Source organism: Olleya sp. AS48 (genome assembly GCF_038900355.1).
Lineage (GTDB): Bacteria > Bacteroidota > Bacteroidia > Flavobacteriales > Flavobacteriaceae > Olleya.
In genome coordinates, this window is sequence record NZ_JBBMRD010000001.1 from 123,240 (window position 1) to 140,239 (window position 17,000).

The 17,000-nt window shown below is 32.6% G+C and carries 16 protein-coding genes; 8 read left to right on the forward strand and 8 right to left on the reverse strand.

Annotated elements, in window-relative coordinates; genetic code table 11:
* Positions 1–92 precede the first annotated feature (92 nt).
* The 5 genes from WNY60_RS00570 to deoC all read right to left on the reverse strand — a co-directional run bounded on the left by WNY60_RS00570 (position 93) and on the right by deoC (position 5,182).
* On the reverse strand, positions 93–2,561 hold the full coding sequence (locus WNY60_RS00570; protein ID WP_342861143.1) for a DUF5686 and carboxypeptidase regulatory-like domain-containing protein: 2,469 nt from the start codon (positions 2,559–2,561) through the stop codon (positions 93–95).
* Positions 2,562–2,765: 204 nt separating this feature from the next.
* Positions 2,766–3,224, reverse strand: a complete 459-nt coding sequence (smpB, locus tag WNY60_RS00575) for an SsrA-binding protein SmpB (RefSeq protein ID WP_145001975.1) — start codon at positions 3,222–3,224, stop codon at positions 2,766–2,768.
* Between the two features lie 34 nt (positions 3,225–3,258).
* Positions 3,259–3,765 (reverse strand): GNAT family N-acetyltransferase, encoded by a 507-nt coding sequence (locus WNY60_RS00580; protein ID WP_342861144.1) that lies wholly within the window; start codon positions 3,763–3,765, stop codon positions 3,259–3,261.
* A gap of 10 nt (positions 3,766–3,775) precedes the next feature.
* Positions 3,776–4,474, reverse strand: coding sequence for a purine-nucleoside phosphorylase (gene deoD, locus WNY60_RS00585; RefSeq protein ID WP_145001973.1), 699 nt, complete (start codon positions 4,472–4,474; stop codon positions 3,776–3,778).
* A 36-nt stretch (positions 4,475–4,510) separates the two neighbouring features.
* Positions 4,511–5,182: a deoxyribose-phosphate aldolase gene (gene deoC / locus WNY60_RS00590; RefSeq protein WP_342861145.1), complete on the reverse strand. Its 672-nt coding sequence runs from the start codon at positions 5,180–5,182 to the stop codon at positions 4,511–4,513.
* Positions 5,183–5,361: 179 nt separating this feature from the next.
* Here deoC and WNY60_RS00595 point away from each other — a divergent pair, with 179 nt between their 5' ends.
* Together WNY60_RS00595 and mqo are read left to right on the forward strand one after the other, a co-directional pair.
* Entirely contained in the window at positions 5,362–5,979 is a 618-nt protein-coding gene (locus WNY60_RS00595) for an OmpW family outer membrane protein (protein WP_342861146.1), read from the forward strand.
* Positions 5,980–6,084: 105 nt separating this feature from the next.
* Positions 6,085–7,572: a malate dehydrogenase (quinone) gene (gene mqo, locus WNY60_RS00600; protein ID WP_342861147.1), complete on the forward strand. Its 1,488-nt coding sequence runs from the start codon at positions 6,085–6,087 to the stop codon at positions 7,570–7,572.
* A gap of 21 nt (positions 7,573–7,593) precedes the next feature.
* On the opposite strand, the gene WNY60_RS00605 is transcribed toward mqo, so the two are convergent.
* The 3 genes from WNY60_RS00605 to clpB form a co-directional block, all read right to left on the reverse strand.
* Positions 7,594–8,007, reverse strand: coding sequence for a hypothetical protein (locus tag WNY60_RS00605; RefSeq protein ID WP_339809054.1), 414 nt, complete (start codon positions 8,005–8,007; stop codon positions 7,594–7,596).
* Between the two features lie 100 nt (positions 8,008–8,107).
* Positions 8,108–10,024, reverse strand: coding sequence for a PEP/pyruvate-binding domain-containing protein (locus WNY60_RS00610; protein WP_342861148.1), 1,917 nt, complete (start codon positions 10,022–10,024; stop codon positions 8,108–8,110).
* Between the two features lie 149 nt (positions 10,025–10,173).
* Positions 10,174–12,783 carry an ATP-dependent chaperone ClpB gene (gene clpB, locus WNY60_RS00615; RefSeq protein WP_342861149.1) on the reverse strand — a complete coding sequence of 870 codons (2,610 nt, stop codon included), beginning with the start codon at positions 12,781–12,783 and terminating at the stop codon, positions 10,174–10,176.
* 262 nt (positions 12,784–13,045) lie between these two features.
* On the opposite strand from clpB, the gene ytxJ reads away from it, so the two are divergent.
* The 6 genes from ytxJ (at position 13,046) to WNY60_RS00645 (ending at position 16,996) form a co-directional block, all read left to right on the forward strand.
* The gene (ytxJ, locus tag WNY60_RS00620; protein ID WP_145001965.1) at positions 13,046–13,432 is read left to right on the forward strand and encodes a bacillithiol system redox-active protein YtxJ; all 387 of its coding nucleotides are present in this window, start codon (positions 13,046–13,048) and stop codon (positions 13,430–13,432) included.
* 4 nt (positions 13,433–13,436) lie between these two features.
* Positions 13,437–13,943 (forward strand): DUF3124 domain-containing protein, encoded by a 507-nt coding sequence (locus WNY60_RS00625; RefSeq protein ID WP_342861150.1) that lies wholly within the window; start codon positions 13,437–13,439, stop codon positions 13,941–13,943.
* A gap of 5 nt (positions 13,944–13,948) precedes the next feature.
* Positions 13,949–14,554, forward strand: a complete 606-nt coding sequence (locus WNY60_RS00630) for a MarC family protein (protein WP_145001963.1) — start codon at positions 13,949–13,951, stop codon at positions 14,552–14,554.
* Positions 14,555–14,691: 137 nt separating this feature from the next.
* Positions 14,692–15,264: a Crp/Fnr family transcriptional regulator gene (locus tag WNY60_RS00635; protein ID WP_342861151.1), complete on the forward strand. Its 573-nt coding sequence runs from the start codon at positions 14,692–14,694 to the stop codon at positions 15,262–15,264.
* Positions 15,265–15,382: 118 nt separating this feature from the next.
* Positions 15,383–15,865, forward strand: coding sequence for a cupin domain-containing protein (locus tag WNY60_RS00640; RefSeq protein ID WP_342861152.1), 483 nt, complete (start codon positions 15,383–15,385; stop codon positions 15,863–15,865).
* 33 nt (positions 15,866–15,898) lie between these two features.
* A complete protein-coding gene (locus tag WNY60_RS00645; RefSeq protein WP_342861153.1) occupies positions 15,899–16,996 on the forward strand; it encodes an L-dopachrome tautomerase-related protein in 1,098 nt (365 codons plus the stop codon).
* The last annotated feature ends 4 nt before the right edge of the window (positions 16,997–17,000 follow it).

Below are 17,000 nucleotides of genomic sequence, written 5' to 3' on the forward strand. Positions count from 1 at the left end.
GGTAGTTTGGAGATGGAAAAAGGACTTACACAGTTTTTCTAAAGTTGTATACTTTTTAGTATTACTATTTTTTATTAAAAACTGTTTATCACTTAAAAACTAAACCCAAACATAAAGGTATCGTTAACCAAACCACTTCCTTGGTAAGCACGCACATAATCTACACGTAAAAAACGCATTTTACCCCAACCTAAATTACTTAATCCAAGCGAGTATTCGGTGTATGGTTTGTTTTCTTTAGTTGCTGCTGCATTAAATCCAGCAACCAAATTAAAATTAAGCTTATTTAGTAACGGAATTTTGTTTAAAATGTACCCTTTAAAGTTGTGTTCTGCATGAAATTCGGCGTAAGCCTTATTAGTACTTAAAGCGTAATATGGTAGTATTTTAAAGGCATTTATGTAATTACCGTCTATAACCGTATTGGTTTGATTACCATTAAAATGGTGGTAGTCTACAAAAGCAATATCGTCTGCATTATTAAATATTCCTCCTTTTGCTAAGTAGGTTAAATCACCTTTGTTACCTAGGTTTAAGCTTTGGTAAATTTGAGCTTTAAATTGATCAAAATTATAATCAGCATTACTACTTCCAAATCCTTTTTCGTAACCTAGATATAAGGTCGGGATTTTACTATTAGGAAGGTTGTATTTTCCAAATGGGTAACTCATGTAATTTTGTCCAAAGTTAATACGTGTATTAAGATTAAACTTCATGATATTGTGCGCATCAAAAGATGCAACACCATTTGCGGTAGGATCTATTGGATTGTTACTAGTGTAGTCTCTGTCGTCTTGAGGTTGCCAAGTTTGATCTGTAGTGTTAAATAATGGTTTACGGTCATTATAACTTAGGTCAGAATACACATGTAAACCGTTTAGCAACTCTTGACTATAATTTAATTGTGCAAAATTACGATCGTAGATTTTTAGATAATTTTTTTCGGCCCAAAGGGAATATGATGTGTTTAGGAAATCTAAACTAGTTAGGTTAGGATTAAACTGCTCAACTTTACTACCTCCTGATAAGGACACAAAAGCTCTGTTTTTTTTATCAAATCTGTAATTAATAATTCCTGTTGCTCTTAATCTATCCTCAGACTCGCCATAATTAATAGTAGATGACATATTAAAATACTCTGGACTATCGTCTTTAAAACGCTTAGTATAGCTTGCGGTTAATGAACCATTCCAACCTTGTACTGTGTTAAAACCTAGTTTAGTAATAGGAGAGGAGATATTAAAATACGTTTTGTTATACGAGTCACGATAACTATAGCCACCTAAAATATCACCAATTTTAAACTTGTTGTCAACTTGGTCTACAGAGTCTAAATAGGTTTTTGATTCTCTGATTAATTGTATGCTGTCTCTTCTAACATAGTCATTTGCTTCTACACTAGTTAAAGGCACAGGTCTTTTGGTTTCCCAATATACTGAGTCTTTTTTATTGGCATTATCTTGAAACGAAAGTACTTCTCTTGTAAAATTCTTTTTATCAAAATTAGGGTTAAAATCATAATCACTGTAAGCAGCTGTAAAACGACCATCACCATTAAAGCCAAATATTCCAAACTCAAAATCAAATAATTGTGTGGTTTTAACCCATTGTTTTTCTTGGTCGTAATAGGTAAAGGTTTGTTTAATTTTAAATAAATCCACAGCTGGTATTTGCGCTTGTTGTCCAGTTAGTGTAACGTCTGTACCAAATAAACTCCATTGGTCTTCAACGATATATATATAGCCTCCAAATGCTTTATCATTTTTACGTTTAGGAAGTAATTCAATTTTATTAATAAGGTTGCCTAAGTCGTCGTAAAACGTACCTACTAGTTTGTATTTGTAATAGTTAAAAGCAAAGTCAGCAATAGGAGATACAATCTCGCTACCTAACTCAAAGGTGTTTTTATAAAAATTAAATTCGACGTCAGTCGCATTATTGAAACTAAAACCATTACTGTCTCCACTAATTTTAGAAGCGACAATGGTTTCTTTAATAGGTTTAGGAGATTGGTATTCTAGTTTGGATATTGTCTCTGATAAATAGACAATACCAGTTCTGGTCGAGTCTAATGCACCATCTAAATCGCCAACCTCTTGACCCATAATTTTTTCTGGGACATTGACCATTTTTAGTAACCCTCTGGAGTAAAACTCGGCTTTAAACGATTTAAGTTTATTTAAATTCTCTTTTCGTTTAGCAATGGTCTGTCTGATAATTGCATTTGCTGGATTTTCATCCGAATTTATCACAACCTCATCTAAGTTAATGTCTTCTTCTACCAAAACAACATCAAGTACAAACGGAAACTTTGTAACGTTAACTTGTTTTTTTATAGTCTTATAACCTAAGTATTGAAAGGTAATGGTATACTCTCCCGTTTTTGAAAGGTCCAATATGTAATTACCATCATTATTGGTTGTAGTACCAGTATACGTGTTTTCAATAAAAATATTGACTACAGGCAGTGGGTCGTTTTGGTTGGATGTTACAGTACCTGTAATTTGTGCAAAAGCAAAACTGCTAACTAAAGTAAACAGTGTAAGTAAAGAATATTTCATTTTTTTTAAGTTGGTTGTTTAATAGTATAGACGCACATTTTTATAAAAAGGTTGCCTAGCCTCAAACATATAACTTATTGAAATTGAATATTGTTATAAAAATTATAAAGTTTTTCTTGAAGAAAAATAAAAAAAGAAAGGTCTCCTATTTTTGTTTTAGTCGAAACTAAAGCATAAACGGAAGCAGCATAAGTAAACTGATGTTTAGTTGAAAGATTTTTTAATACGATCTAAATCACGTTTATTATCTCTATCCTTAAGCGTTTCGCGTTTATCGTAAAGTTTTTTTCCTTTAGCTAAAGCAATATCTAATTTGGCTAACCCTTTTTCGTTTAAAAATAGACGTAACGGAATGATTGTTAAACCAGACGTGTTTACCTCTTTTAATAATTTTTTAAGTTCACGTTTGTTAAGTAACAATTTACGTTCTGCTTTTGGTCTATGGTTATAATAGTTACCAAATGCATATTCCTGGATATTCATATTAATAACAAACAATTCGCCTTGCTCATTAAACTCGCAAAAAGATTCGGCAATAGACGCTTGACTATTTCTAATGGATTTAATCTCTGTTCCGGATAAAACAATTCCAGCAGTGTATTTATCTAAAATTTCATATTGAAATTTAGCCTTTTTGTTAAGTATGTTTATCTTTTTTTGCATTAGTGCAAAGCTAATAAAATAGAAGTTAAAGTAATTATAATTGTTTAGTCATTTTATTCATGCCTCTAAATTGATCTAAAATTAAATCAAAATCTAATGTATAAGAGTCCACGATTTTAAAACCACATTTTTTATAAAAGTTTAAAGCTTGTAATTGTGTGTCCATAGCTTCTAACCAGATAGAGGTAGATAGATTATCTGTTGCTATGTCATAGCTTAGTTGCATTAATTGTTGGCCTAAACCTAAACCTTGATACGCTTGGTCTAAATATAAGCGATGTAGTTTTGTGGTCCTTAATGGTTTTTGATGGATTAATCTTAAAATGCCAATGGTTTTAGTATCATATTTAATAAAAAAATAATTGGCATTTAAATCTTGTAACTCTTTGGTTAGTTGCTTTAAATTATATTGCGAGTTTATGTACCAATTACAATCATTGTTTATCCATAAGTGTTTGTAAGCAGGAGGGTAAATACGTTGCATTAACTGCAATAACACCTCGTGGTTGGCTAGTGTAATGGGTTTTAAATTTAATTTCAATAGATTAGTTTTAAGCTAACTCCAAAGCAATATCAATCATGTCTTTAAAAGTAGTTTCGCGTTCTTTACTAGTTGTTTTTTCTCCAGTGACTAATGAGTCTGATATGGTACAAATAGTTAAAGCATTAACATTGTGTTTGGCAGCTACGGTATATAACCCAGCAGTTTCCATCTCGACACAAAGCACACCAAATTTACTCCATTTTTTATAGGACTCAAAATCGTCTGCATAAAACTCGTCTGAAGTAAAAACATTACCAGCTTTAATAGTAATATTTTTATTTTTTGCAGCTTCTACTGCTTTTTGAAACAATTCAAAACTAGCTGTAGGTGCATAATCTGCTCCTCCAAATCTAAGCTCGTTTACTCCAGAGTTTGATGAGGCAGCCATAGCTAATACGACATCTCTAATTTTGATGTGTTTTTGGTATGATCCAGCACTACCAACACGAATCAGGTTTTTTACACCAAATTGTGTAATCAACTCATGAGCATAAATAGATATACTTGGCACACCCATTCCTGTTCCCATTACAGAGACACGTTTACCTTGATACGTACCAGTGTAACCTAGCATACCTCTAACTTCGTTAAAGCAAACAGGGTTTTCAAAAAATGTTGTGGCAATCCATTTAGCACGTAAAGGGTCTCCTGGTAATAAAATAGTTTCTGCAACATCGCCTTTTTGGGCTCCAATATGTATACTCATGTTTTTTTTATTTAGTTGAAATGAATAGCCTAGTGTTTAATAATTTTTATCTCCTGATGCATTGCCTGTCACAATTGCAATTCCGTTGGACGTTCCAATACGGTCAACACCTAGATTTATGTATTGTAATGCAGTGTCAGTGTCTCTAATACCTCCAGAGGCTTTAATTTTTGTAGTACCATTATTAATGGCTTCTTTCATTATAGTTACAGCTTCAATAGTGGCACCAGAAGTACCAAAACCTGTTGAGGTTTTTATAAATTCGGCTTTAGCCTTAATGGCTAATTTACTAGCTTCGTTTATTTCTTGGTTGTTAAGATAACAAGTTTCTAAAATTACTTTTAATGTGTTGTTTGGCATCACTTTTTTTACAGCCTTAATATCTTCAAATACAGTCTCAAAAGCTTTACTTTTAAGTAAACCAATATTTAAAACCATATCAATCTCATCTGCGCCATCTTTTAAAGCTTGTTTGGTTTCTTCAACTTTAGCAATAGTACTCATGGCTCCTAAAGGAAAACCAATAACACTACACACTTTAACGTCGCTATCTTTTAATTCGGCTTTAGCCAAACTAACATAACAGCTATTGACACAAACAGAGAAAAATTGGTGTTGTATTGCTTCTTGACACAATTGTATAATATCTGCTTTAGTTGCAGTTGCTTTTAAAATGGTGTGATCTATGTATTTACTTAATGGTTTCATCTAAAAAATATTAAGATATAAAGTTAGTTGTTTTTTGATTAAAAAAGTTAAAGCATTTTATCAAACTACATGCTGCAAAAACGATAAATAAACTTACTTAAACAATGACATAAGTCAGCTTTTGTGTTTTAAGTCTCACTTAAATTTGCAGTATACAAAAACAACTAATTTAATTTATTATGAAAAAAATAATTATACCCTTTGTGTTACTATTACTTTTATCTTTTAGTGTAAAAGCACAAGATGCACCTTCTAACGATTCTGAGTTTAATACTTGGCAAGCTCGTTTTAGAGTAGCAGCTGTAATCCCTTCTCCTGGAGATAATCTTGAAGGCGCAGATGTTGATATTTGTACAACTGTGATTCCAGAGGTTGATTTTACTTATTTTTTTACCAAGCATTGGGCTGCAGAGCTTATTCTGGCAACCACTAAACATGAGGTTGAGGTTGAAGGTTTGGATTTAGGTCATGTATGGTTATTGCCTCCAACTTTAAATGTGCAATATCATTTTTATTCAGGAGATTTTAAACCTTACGTTGGAGCAGGTGTAAACTATACTATTTTTTATGGAGAAGATGCTGGAGATGTTGTGGGTATGGATTATGAAAACTCGGTAGGCTTTTCATTTCAAGCAGGAATTGATTATAATTTAAACGATAAATGGTTTTTAAATTTAGACGTTAAACAATTATTACTTAGTACAGATGTGACGGTTAATGCAGGTGAGGCTGTAATACCTGTAGAGGTGGATATTAACCCTTTAATTATTGGTCTAGGGATTGGTGTAAAGCTTTAATTTAAGAATACACTATATAAAAAAAGACTACAATTTGTAGTCTTTTTTTTGTTTCAAACTTATTTTCTCGTTTGACTTATTTATATTTAAAAAAAATAATTTAGAATGAGCAAAGCTAAACTAGACAGTACACAGGAATACGATTTAATTTGTGTTGGAGGCGGAATTATGAGTGCTACTTTGGCATTAATGTCCAAGATTTTAAAACCGGATTTAAAAGTATTGATTGTCGAGCGTCTTAGTGAGGTGGCTCAGGAAAGTTCTGCTGCTTGGAATAATGCAGGTACAGGACATTCTGCACTCTGCGAACTTAATTATTGTCCTGAGGAAGATGGAAAAGTCGTTATTGAAAAAGCCATAAAAATTTGTCAGCAGTTTGAAGAGTCTAAACAGTTTTGGAGCTATTTAGTGGAGCTTGGTTTAATTGACGATCCTGATAGTTTTATTGCTGCAGTGCCACATCATAGTTGGGTTTTAGGTGAAGAAAATGCTACATATTTAGAGCAGCGTTTTAACACCATGAAACACCATTTTATGTTTGATACTATCCAGTTTACAAAGGATAAAAATAAAATGAAAGATTGGTTTCCGTTAATCATGCATAACAGAGATGAAGATGAGGTGATGGCTGCATCCAGAATTGACAGAGGTACAGAGGTTAATTATGGAACGTTAACAAAAACATTATTCAATATTTTAGAAACCAAATTTGATACACCAGTGTATTGTAATATGGAAGTCATAGATATTGATCCTAGTCCAGATATTGATTGGACTGTAGAAATGGAAAATCTTAAAACTAACCAAAAATATAATATAGAATCTAAACATGTTTTTATTGGAGCAGGAGGAGGAAGTCTTCTTTTATTACAAAAGGTAGAAATTGAAGAAAAAGAAGGATATGGTGGTTTTCCTATTAGTGGAGAATGGTTAGTTTGTAAAAATGAAGACATTATTAAACAGCATAATGCTAAAGTATATAGTAAGGCTGGACTTGGCGATCCGCCAATGTCCACACCGCATTTAGATACACGTTATATTAACGGAAAACGCGAATTGCTTTTTGGTCCTTTTGCGGGTTTTAGTCCTAAATTTTTAAAAGAAGGTTCTAATTTTGATTTATTAAAATCGGTCAAATTTGATAATATTTCGCCTTTATTAGGAGCTTTTTGGCATAATCTACCATTAACTAAGTATTTAATAGAGCAAGTAACATCCTCTCATGAAGACCGTATGACTGCGTTACGCAAATTTGTTAAAGATGCTAATAGTGCCGATTGGGAAATTTTGGTAGCAGGACAACGTGTACAGATTATTAAAAAGGACGAATTTGAAGGTGGTGTTTTACAATTTGGGACAGAAGTGGTAAGCAGTAAAGACGGAAGTGTTACTTGTTTGTTGGGAGCGAGTCCAGGAGCATCAACAGCAACGTCAGTTATGTTACAAGTACTAGAAAAAGCATTTCCAGAGATTTTACATTCAAATGAAGGTAAAGCTGTTATGGATAAAATGATTCCTTTTTATAATGCTGAGGTTACAGAAGGATTGTTTAAAGCACAATTAGAAAAAAGTAAAAAAGCACTAAAATTATAATACTTTAGTTAAGTACAGGTATTACTTTTCTTTTAAGGAAGTGCTAGTGGTTTGATTGTTGTTTTGTTTAAGTGCGTCATTAATCCAGAGTATAGCATCGCTTAAATTTTCAAAAACACTAAATGGTTTATTATGAAATTTATTTTCAAACTCAGAGGTTTCACGCATTTTAGCGTCGTTTGTTATTACAGCAAAAACAATCAAATTATCGATTTTATTGGCTTCGGAATAAGTTAAGGGGTTAATTGTATACGAGTTAACACGATTAGAAATAAATCCAAATTTTTTAGATTTAAAATGTTTGTCAATTATTTCTACTAATTGCTTAACATCTTGTATGTCTATAAAAACACCTTCTTTTACTTGTTTAATAATAAAATCATCAAAAACGTAAATTTCTGTATTTCCAATATCGTAAAAATGAAATAATCCCATAACTTGTTAGGTGTTTAATAAAAAAGTACACATTTAAAGATAGTAATTTAATGGGAGTTAGTAAAATATGAGATTAAGTTTTAATCTTTTAAAATAGAATTTAATCATTAAAATAGCGTACTTGCTTAATATATAGGTCTCTATCTTCTCCATCCAATTTAAACTCGATATCCAAACCAAAGTCCAAATACTTCTGTTTGGGTTTATACACGTTATAGTAATAGTGTTTCTTGATTTTTTCTAATTGTTCGGATAGTGTAATTATTTCGGCTTCCGTCATCACTAATTTACCATTGTTAAGGTTAGAGTGTGATATGATTTCGACAATACGTTTTTCGTTATATAATTTAGAAGACGATCCAGAATAGCAAATAATCTGGTCGCAAGTCACACCGTCTTCAGGTTTAACAACACTAGCATCTCCAACTTGTACATTTATAACATTACCTAAGTAGTTTTTTCGATATAAATTTTTAGTAATGGCAACACCATTGGCTTTCTCGTTAGGGAAGGAGCGATGCACTAAAATACCCATTGCAATGCTGTTTTGGTCAATATTGAAGTAGTCACGTTCTAAAAAGGCGCGCTCATACCATAAGCTTGACCATACTTTTTTGATGGCTTTTTCAATAGATTTTTTCTTGCCACCAACAATTCCTGTTTTAGAGTCGTATAATCCTGCTCCCGAAAACCCAACAATATCTTCTGCATTTGTCGAGCTTCTAAATCGTAAGCGTGTCTCGTCTCCTAAACTTTTAATTTTAGCTTCGACTTGAGATATTAAATCAGGATCTAAAGGTGTTTTTTTTATAAGTTTTTGTATTGTTTTTAGTTGCTGGGTTAGTTTATTAGCATCTTGATTGATTTTATAATCATAAATCATTTGCTTAACTAAGCTGTCTGCTCCAGACGTTTTTAGATGTGCTTCATAATAGTAAAACGGAATAGCAAAAGCGGATTCCGGAATTTTAAAGGCTTCTTTTTTAGCTAAATCATATAACACACCAAAGTTAGCAGCTTTACCACCAACAGTGTTTATTGAGTTTTGACTTAAATTGTCAGCATTAATTAGTGTTTGTACCGCTGTATTTTTTTCTAGAAATAACGTCGCTTTTTTCTGTTTTTTAGTTTTTCTTTCAAACAATTCTTTAGAGATTGGTTTGATGTAAAAGGTGTCTAAAGCCACTTCAAAATAAACATATTGATTGTCGAAGCTTTTTAAAATATCAGATTGCATGGCTTTAGTGTAAGCTGCAATTGGAATTTGTCTATTTTTTCCTAAAACTGAAATGTGACTTAATGGGGTTTGCAAAATAGTGGTTATAACACCAGCAGTAATAGGTAATTCTAAGATTGGTTGATTAATAACAATTATATCATGTTTAGAAATATTGTTTTGTTTTAACGAATCAACAGCAACAAATTTTAAGCATCCATAGCTTTTTTGAGTGCTCACCGCTTGATACGTTTGGTCTCCATATAAATCTGAAGCTGTTATTGTAGGAATGTCTAAAACAGCATCTAGTTGTTCTAAACGTGCTGTATTTAAAAAGAAATTAAAGGTTTTGAAATATGTTGCTTTTTTGATGGCTTCATAAAAGATTTTTACATCTTCGATTTTCATATCATCAATAGGAGAAAGCTCTAAATTATAAGTGTTGTTTGCTAAATAATGGTTTATGTTCCCTAATAAAAAACGTTTGTTTTTATGTTGAGAAGTATAGTTAGTGTTATTAAATTCTCTTAAAGTTTCTGGGATCTCTAAATAGCCTTTACAAAAATGGTAATGGTATTTATAGTCTTTACTATTTATAAAATAGAGTTGTTGTTCTTTAATATCAAAAACGACTTTTAAAGCATCAATATTCCCATATTTATTAGTGTTTGGTGATGTTTTTAAGGCGTTAAAATCGGTTTCCGAAGTTAATACACGTTTAAATTTAGATTGAGATAAAACAAATGTTGAGGTTAATATAAAAAGAACGACAAGATGATTTTTTAGTTGGGATGTGATCAAGCTAAGTGGTTTTTTATTAGAGTAATACAATATAGAACAAAAAAAAGCAACACGCCACTTTTGTAAAGTATTGTGTTGCTTTTCAACTAACCAACCATAATTAAAACGTGCTATTTTACGCTTTATTTTATGTTAACAGAACTTTGTGATTACAGTTCTTCCGTTACTAAATCGCTTTGATTTCTAAAGACTAATTCGCCATCAAAAGCATCTAATAAAATAATACTATCTGTTGTTACTTTTCCTGATAAAATCTCTTTACTTAATTGGTTAAGTACATCTTTCTGAATGACACGTTTTACAGGTCTTGCACCATATTCTGGATTATAACCTTTGTCTGCTAGATATTTAATAGCTTCAGGTGTTGCATCAAAAGTTATCCCTTGTTTTGCAATCATTTTAGAAATACCTTTTAGCTGTAATCCTACAATTTCTGTAATATTATCTTGTGTTAAAGGTGTAAACATAATTATGTCATCAATCCTATTTATAAACTCAGGTCTTACCGTTTGTTTTAATAAGGCTAAAACATCCACTTTAGCACCTTCAATAGCAGTTTCTACATCTTTTACAGCATCAAAACGCTCTTGTATTATTTGACTTCCCATGTTGGAGGTCATGATAATAATAGTGTTTTTAAAATCTGCAATACGACCTTTATTATCTGTTAAATGTCCTTCGTCTAACACTTGTAATAAAATATTAAACGTGTCTGGATGCGCTTTTTCAATTTCGTCTAAAAGCACTACAGAATAAGGTTTACGTCTAACTGCTTCGGTTAGTTGTCCACCTTCATCATAACCAACATATCCTGGAGGCGCACCAACTAATCTGCTTACCGCATGACGCTCTTGGTATTCGCTCATATCTATTCTGGTCATCGCGCTTTCATCATCAAACAGATATTCTGCTAATGCTTTAGCTAACTCTGTTTTACCAACACCAGTTGTACCTAAAAACAAGAAGGTTCCGATTGGTTTTTCTGGATTTTGTAATCCTGCACGACTACGTCTTACTGCATCACTAACCGCAAAAATAGCTTCTTCTTGACCAACGACACGTTTGTGTAATTCTTTTTCAAGGTTTAAAAGCTTTTCGCGATCGCCTTGTAACATTTTAGTAACAGGAATGCCTGTCCATTTAGCAACAACTTCTGCAATATCTTCATAAGTTACCTCTTCTTTGATTAAAGAATTTTCAGACTGGTTATCAGCTAAATCTTTCTGTAATTTTTCTAATGCTTCTTGTGCTTCTTTAATCTTACCATAACGTAACTCGGCAACCTTACCATAATCTCCATCGCGTTCAGCTTTTTCTGCTTCAAGCTTAAAGTTTTCGATGTCTTGTTTTCTGTTTTGTATGTTGTCTACAACTTCTTTTTCGCTAATCCATTTAGCATTGATCTCGTTGCGTTCTTCTTTTAAATTAGCTAAATCAGATTGTAATGTTTTTAATTTACTTTCGTCTTTTTCACGCTTAATTGCTTCGATTTCAATCTCTAACTGCATCACTTTTCTGTCTAAAACATCAAGTTCTTCTGGTTTTGAGTTGATTTCCATACGCATTTTAGCAGCAGCTTCATCCATTAAGTCAATAGCTTTATCTGGTAAAAATCTGTTGGTAATATAGCGTTGAGATAACTCTACAGCACCAATAATAGCATCATCTTTAATACGTACTTTATGGTGTGTTTCGTATTTTTCTTTAATTCCTCTTAAAATAGAAATGGCACTTTCTGTGTCAGGTTCATTAACCATTACTTTCTGGAAACGACGCTCTAAGGCTTTATCTTTTTCAAAATACTTTTGGTACTCATCTAAAGTGGTTGCTCCAATAGCGCGCAACTCACCACGAGCTAAAGCAGGTTTTAAAATGTTTGCAGCATCCATTGCACCTTGTCCGCCACCAGCACCAACTAAGGTGTGTATTTCGTCAATAAATAGTACAATATCACCTTCACTTTCTGTTACTTCTTTTATAACTGCTTTTAGGCGTTCTTCAAATTCGCCTTTAAATTTAGCACCTGCAATTAGTGCACCCATGTCTAACGCAAATATTTGCTTATCCACTAGGTTTTCTGGGACGTCACCATCTACAATTCTGTGTGCTAAACCTTCTGCAATAGCAGTTTTACCAGTTCCAGGTTCACCAACTAATATTGGATTGTTTTTAGTACGACGAGATAAAATTTGGAGGATTCTTCTAATTTCTTCATCACGACCAATTACCGGATCTAATTTTCCGTCTCTGGCTAATTTATTTAGGTTTTTAGCGTATTTATTAAGGGAGTTGTAGGTTTCCTCTTGACTTTGTGAGGTGACACGATCTCCTTTTCTAAGCTCGTCAATAGCTGCTTTTAAACCTTTTTCTGTCACACCTTGGTCTTTTAGCATTTGTGCTATTTTGCTCTTTGATTTAAAGACTGCTAAAATAAAGTGCTCTATGGACACATAATCGTCATTCATTGCTTTGGCAATAATAGACGCTTCGTTTAATGTTTTACTGGCTTCACGAGACAGCATTAAATCTGCTCCTGTAACTTTAGGAAAACTTTCTAGTTGCTTATCTAATGCTAATTCTAATACATTAAGATTGACATTCAGTTTTTTTAAGATGAATGGTAATACGTTTTCATCAACCTCAAAAATGGCTTTAAAAAAGTGTTCATTTTCTATTTGTTGATGACCATAACTTTGCGCAATCTGCTGAGCGCGTTGTATGGCTTCTTGCGATTTGATTGTATAATTATCTGGGTTCATATATAGTATGTGTTTTTTAATTTCCGCGTAAGCGAAAACCTTAAGTTTATTATTGTTTACGAGTGCTATATTTCAATTACCTTACCAATTGCAATTGCAAGACAAAATGTCGCTTTGGTCTGGTTTTTAGCTGACTTTTAGTCAGTTGATGGTTTCGTTTTATTTCTATGTAAGTTAATCAAAACCTTTCGACATAAACTATGATATGTATCATAAAAATGATATTTTTGTTTAACTTATAGCGTTAATTTGCTAAAAAGAAATTATTATGTTTGGAAAATTATTTGGAGGATCAAAAGCGCCAAAAGAAGAGAAAGTATTACCATGGAAAAATTTAACCGAAGTGTCTCAGTTATCAGAGATAGAGCGTTTATCACTTGGTAAAACACAAGTTATATTTAAGCATTCTACACGATGTGGAATAAGTAGTATGGTTATGAACCAGTTTGTTGCTGCGTTTGACGTGGATGCTAATTTAGATTTATATTATCTAGACTTATTAAGCTACAGAGAAGTCTCTAATGAGACTGGTTATAAGTTTCAGGTAATGCACCAAAGTCCACAATTATTAGTGATAAAAAATGGAGTAGTGGTGGCACATGCCAGTCATGGTGCAATAAATGAGATTGATTTAACTAAATTTATTTAAAATTATGAGATATGTATTGCTTTTTATTATCGTGTTAGTCGCTTTTAGTTGCGAAACTGAACAGGAAGACGTCTATGTAGCTTCTAATAATTGGAAAGCGATGCAATGGAATAAACCACTTAGTGACTCGTTAGTTTCTGGGTCAACATATTTATCTGTGTACTCCCAAATATATAGTGTTACAGAGCATAAACGCCATGATTTGACTGCAACTGTTAGTATTAGAAATATTAATAAAAAGGATACTATTTTTATAAAAGAAGCGGATTTTTACAATACAAAAGGGGATTTAGTTAAAGTGTATTTTACCGAAACAATTTATGTAAATCCGATGCAAACTATTGAAATTGTTATTAATGAAAGAGATATAGAAGGTGGTACAGGTGCTAATTTTGTTTTTGATTGGTTAGCGTCTAAAGATGCAAAACCGCCTTATTTTGAAGCAGTGATGATCTCTACCTCAGGACAACAAGGTTTGTCTTTTACAACTCAAGGTGTTGAAATCGAGTAAAAAATATGAAAGACATTTTAACAACTATATTATTTTTAATTGCTGTAATTGATCCATTAGGATCAGTACCTGTTTATTTAGAAGCTACCAAAAATTTTGATAAAAAATATAAAAAACGTGTGGCCATCAGAGCTAGTATTGTTGCGTTTTTTGTACTTCTGTTTTTTATGGTTATTGGTCAATTTATTTTAGAAGGTATGCAAGTAACTTTAGATGCGTTTCAGATTTCTGGAGGTGTAATCTTATTTTTGTTTGCATTGACAATGATTTTTGGAGATGGTAAACCAGAAACCGAAAAACACTTAATTAAAGATTATAAACACGTCACTATTTTTCCTGTAGCTATACCTTCCATAGCGTCTCCAGGAGCCATAATGGCTGTGGTTTTAATGACCGATAATCATGTTTATACAATAGAGCAGCAAACCATTACTATTTTATTAGTTTTAGTTGTTGTTGCAATTACATCGCTATTACTTTTAGCAGCAAATGTTGTGCAAGAAAAGGTTGGTGAGTATGGTATTACCGTAATTAGTAAAATTATGGGATTAATATTAGCCTCATATGCAGTACAAAGTATATTGAGTGGCTTAAAAGATTTTTTTGCTTAACTATTAATTAATTGGCTTCTGATATTATTTGGGAGTTTATATGTTTGTTGATCCACATTTGACAAGCAACACCAATCAATATATTTAACCACTAGTAAAACTTTCCGGAAACAGAAATAAAGAAATAAATTTGCGATATGGAAGAAAAATTTGATTTACTAAGACAACATTTTGAAGAGTTATTTGCATTAACAAATGACGAATGGAATTTTATACAATCGCACTTTGAATATAAAAGCTTAAAAAAACACCAATTCTTAATCCAAGCAGGACAAGCTGTGGATTTTGAATATTGGATTATTAAAGGCTTGGTAAAAGCGTATTCCATAGACGATAAAGGGAAAGAACATATTCTTCAATTTGCAATGGAAAATTATTGGGTGAGTGACCATTGTGCTTTTCAGCATCAAGAACCAGGGACTATTTTTGTAGATTGCCTTGAAGATTCCGATTTTTTCTGTTTGTCTTTAAAAAACAGAGAGAAAATTTGCTTAGAAGTCCCAGCAGTTGCCAACTTCTTCAGAATTAAATCTAACAACGGTTATATAAATTTACAGCAAAGAATCCTTTCTTTGCTTACAATGACCGCAGAAAGCAGGTACGAATACCTGTTAAATAAACTTCCAAAATTAATACAACGCGTTCCTAAAAAATTAATAGCTTCTTATTTAGGCGTATCCAGAGAGACTTTAAGTCGTTTTAACAGCTAAAAGTGACCTAAATCACTTTTCCATATTGACATACCTCACATTAAAACTGTGAGGTATGTCCTCGCACACTTCATCGTTTTCATAGAATTTTGTATCGAACAATTAAATACAATTAATTATGAAAACAACAAAAACACTATTTCTTTTAATAACAATTATTGCCATAAGTTTTAGTTCCTATGCGCAAGAAGGCAAAAGACCTTCAATGGGTAACTCTTACGGTATTATTAATATTGATGAATACGTTACGCTACTCCCAAAAAATCATAACGGAATCATTAAAGACATCAGACTATTAGATCGCGAACACGCTGGTGTTAGAATCTTTAGGTTGTATGATGAAGTACCTATGCACTACCACGCAAAATCTGATGCCTACCTCTACATTTTAAATGGCAAAGCAGAATTTTATGTTGCCGATAAAGGTCCTGTTGTTGCAGGAAAAGGCGACTTATTGTTTTGGGCTAAAGGAACACCGCACGGTAACGGAAAAATTTTAGAAGGTCCGTTAGACGTTCTCGTTTTTGATGCCATAGCCAGAGACCCAAGCGATGTTATCTGGGTAGACCCATCAACGCAAAAGAAATTTTTAGGCAACTAATTAAATCATATTCACTTTTTAAAAACAATAACGATGAAAACAGTAACAATTATAAAAACAGTCTTGTTCGCATTTGTAATGAATTTTACACTATTAGCACAAGCACAATTAGAAACTATAGCAACATTTCCAGAATCTAGACCAGGGAATATAACAGTGTCTAGCGACGGAAGAATATTTGTAACAATGAGTGCCTTAAGCGCTTCAAAATATATGGTAAAAGAAATTTTACCTAATGGAGAAGCTATTCCTTTTGGAGATAAAGAATGGATTGTAAAACCAGAAAACGGAAGTATAAAAGGTATCAATTCAACTATCGGAATTCAAGCCGATGCTAATGGAATCCTTTGGGTGTTGGATATGGGTAATGTAAAACAAAATCAGGTACCAAAATTGGTTGGATTTGATTTGGTTACCGGTAACGTCACAAAGGTTTTTCCTATTCCGAATACGGTATTGTCATCAAAACCTTTTTTACAAGATTTTGTGATTGATGTAAAAAATAACACTGCAGTAATTGCAGATATGACCGATGCTTTAAATCCGCCAATTGCACCTGCTTTTGTAGTGATAAACTTAGAAACAGGTTATATAAGACGAGTTATGGAAGGGAATGCTTCATTTTTGTCTGCTGATGAACCAGTGAAAATTCACGGTAGATTAGTATCCCACAAAAGAAAAGACGGTACTACCATTCAGCCAAGATATCCTTTAAATCCAATTTCAATAGATGACGAAAACAAGTATATCTACTATGGTGCAATGGGAAACACCAAGATTTACCGCATACCGTCTTCTGTATTAGCTGATGAAAGTAAGCAAGATAGCGACCTAAATAAGTACATCGAGTTTTATGCCAACAAACCAAAATCTGACGGATTTAAAATAGGTGCAAACGGAAAAGTGTATGTAACCGATGTTGAAAATTCAGCTATTGTAGAAAGTACGCCTGCAGGAATGAAAACCATTGCTCAATCCAAAAAAGACCTGTCTTGGCCTGATGGTGTTGCCATACACGGTAACTACTTATATATAGTAGCTAATCAACTTCACAACCTTCCTTTATTAAATGAAGGAAACGATGCCAGTAAACCGCCTTACTTGGTGTTAAGGATGAAGATTGAAGAGTAAGTAT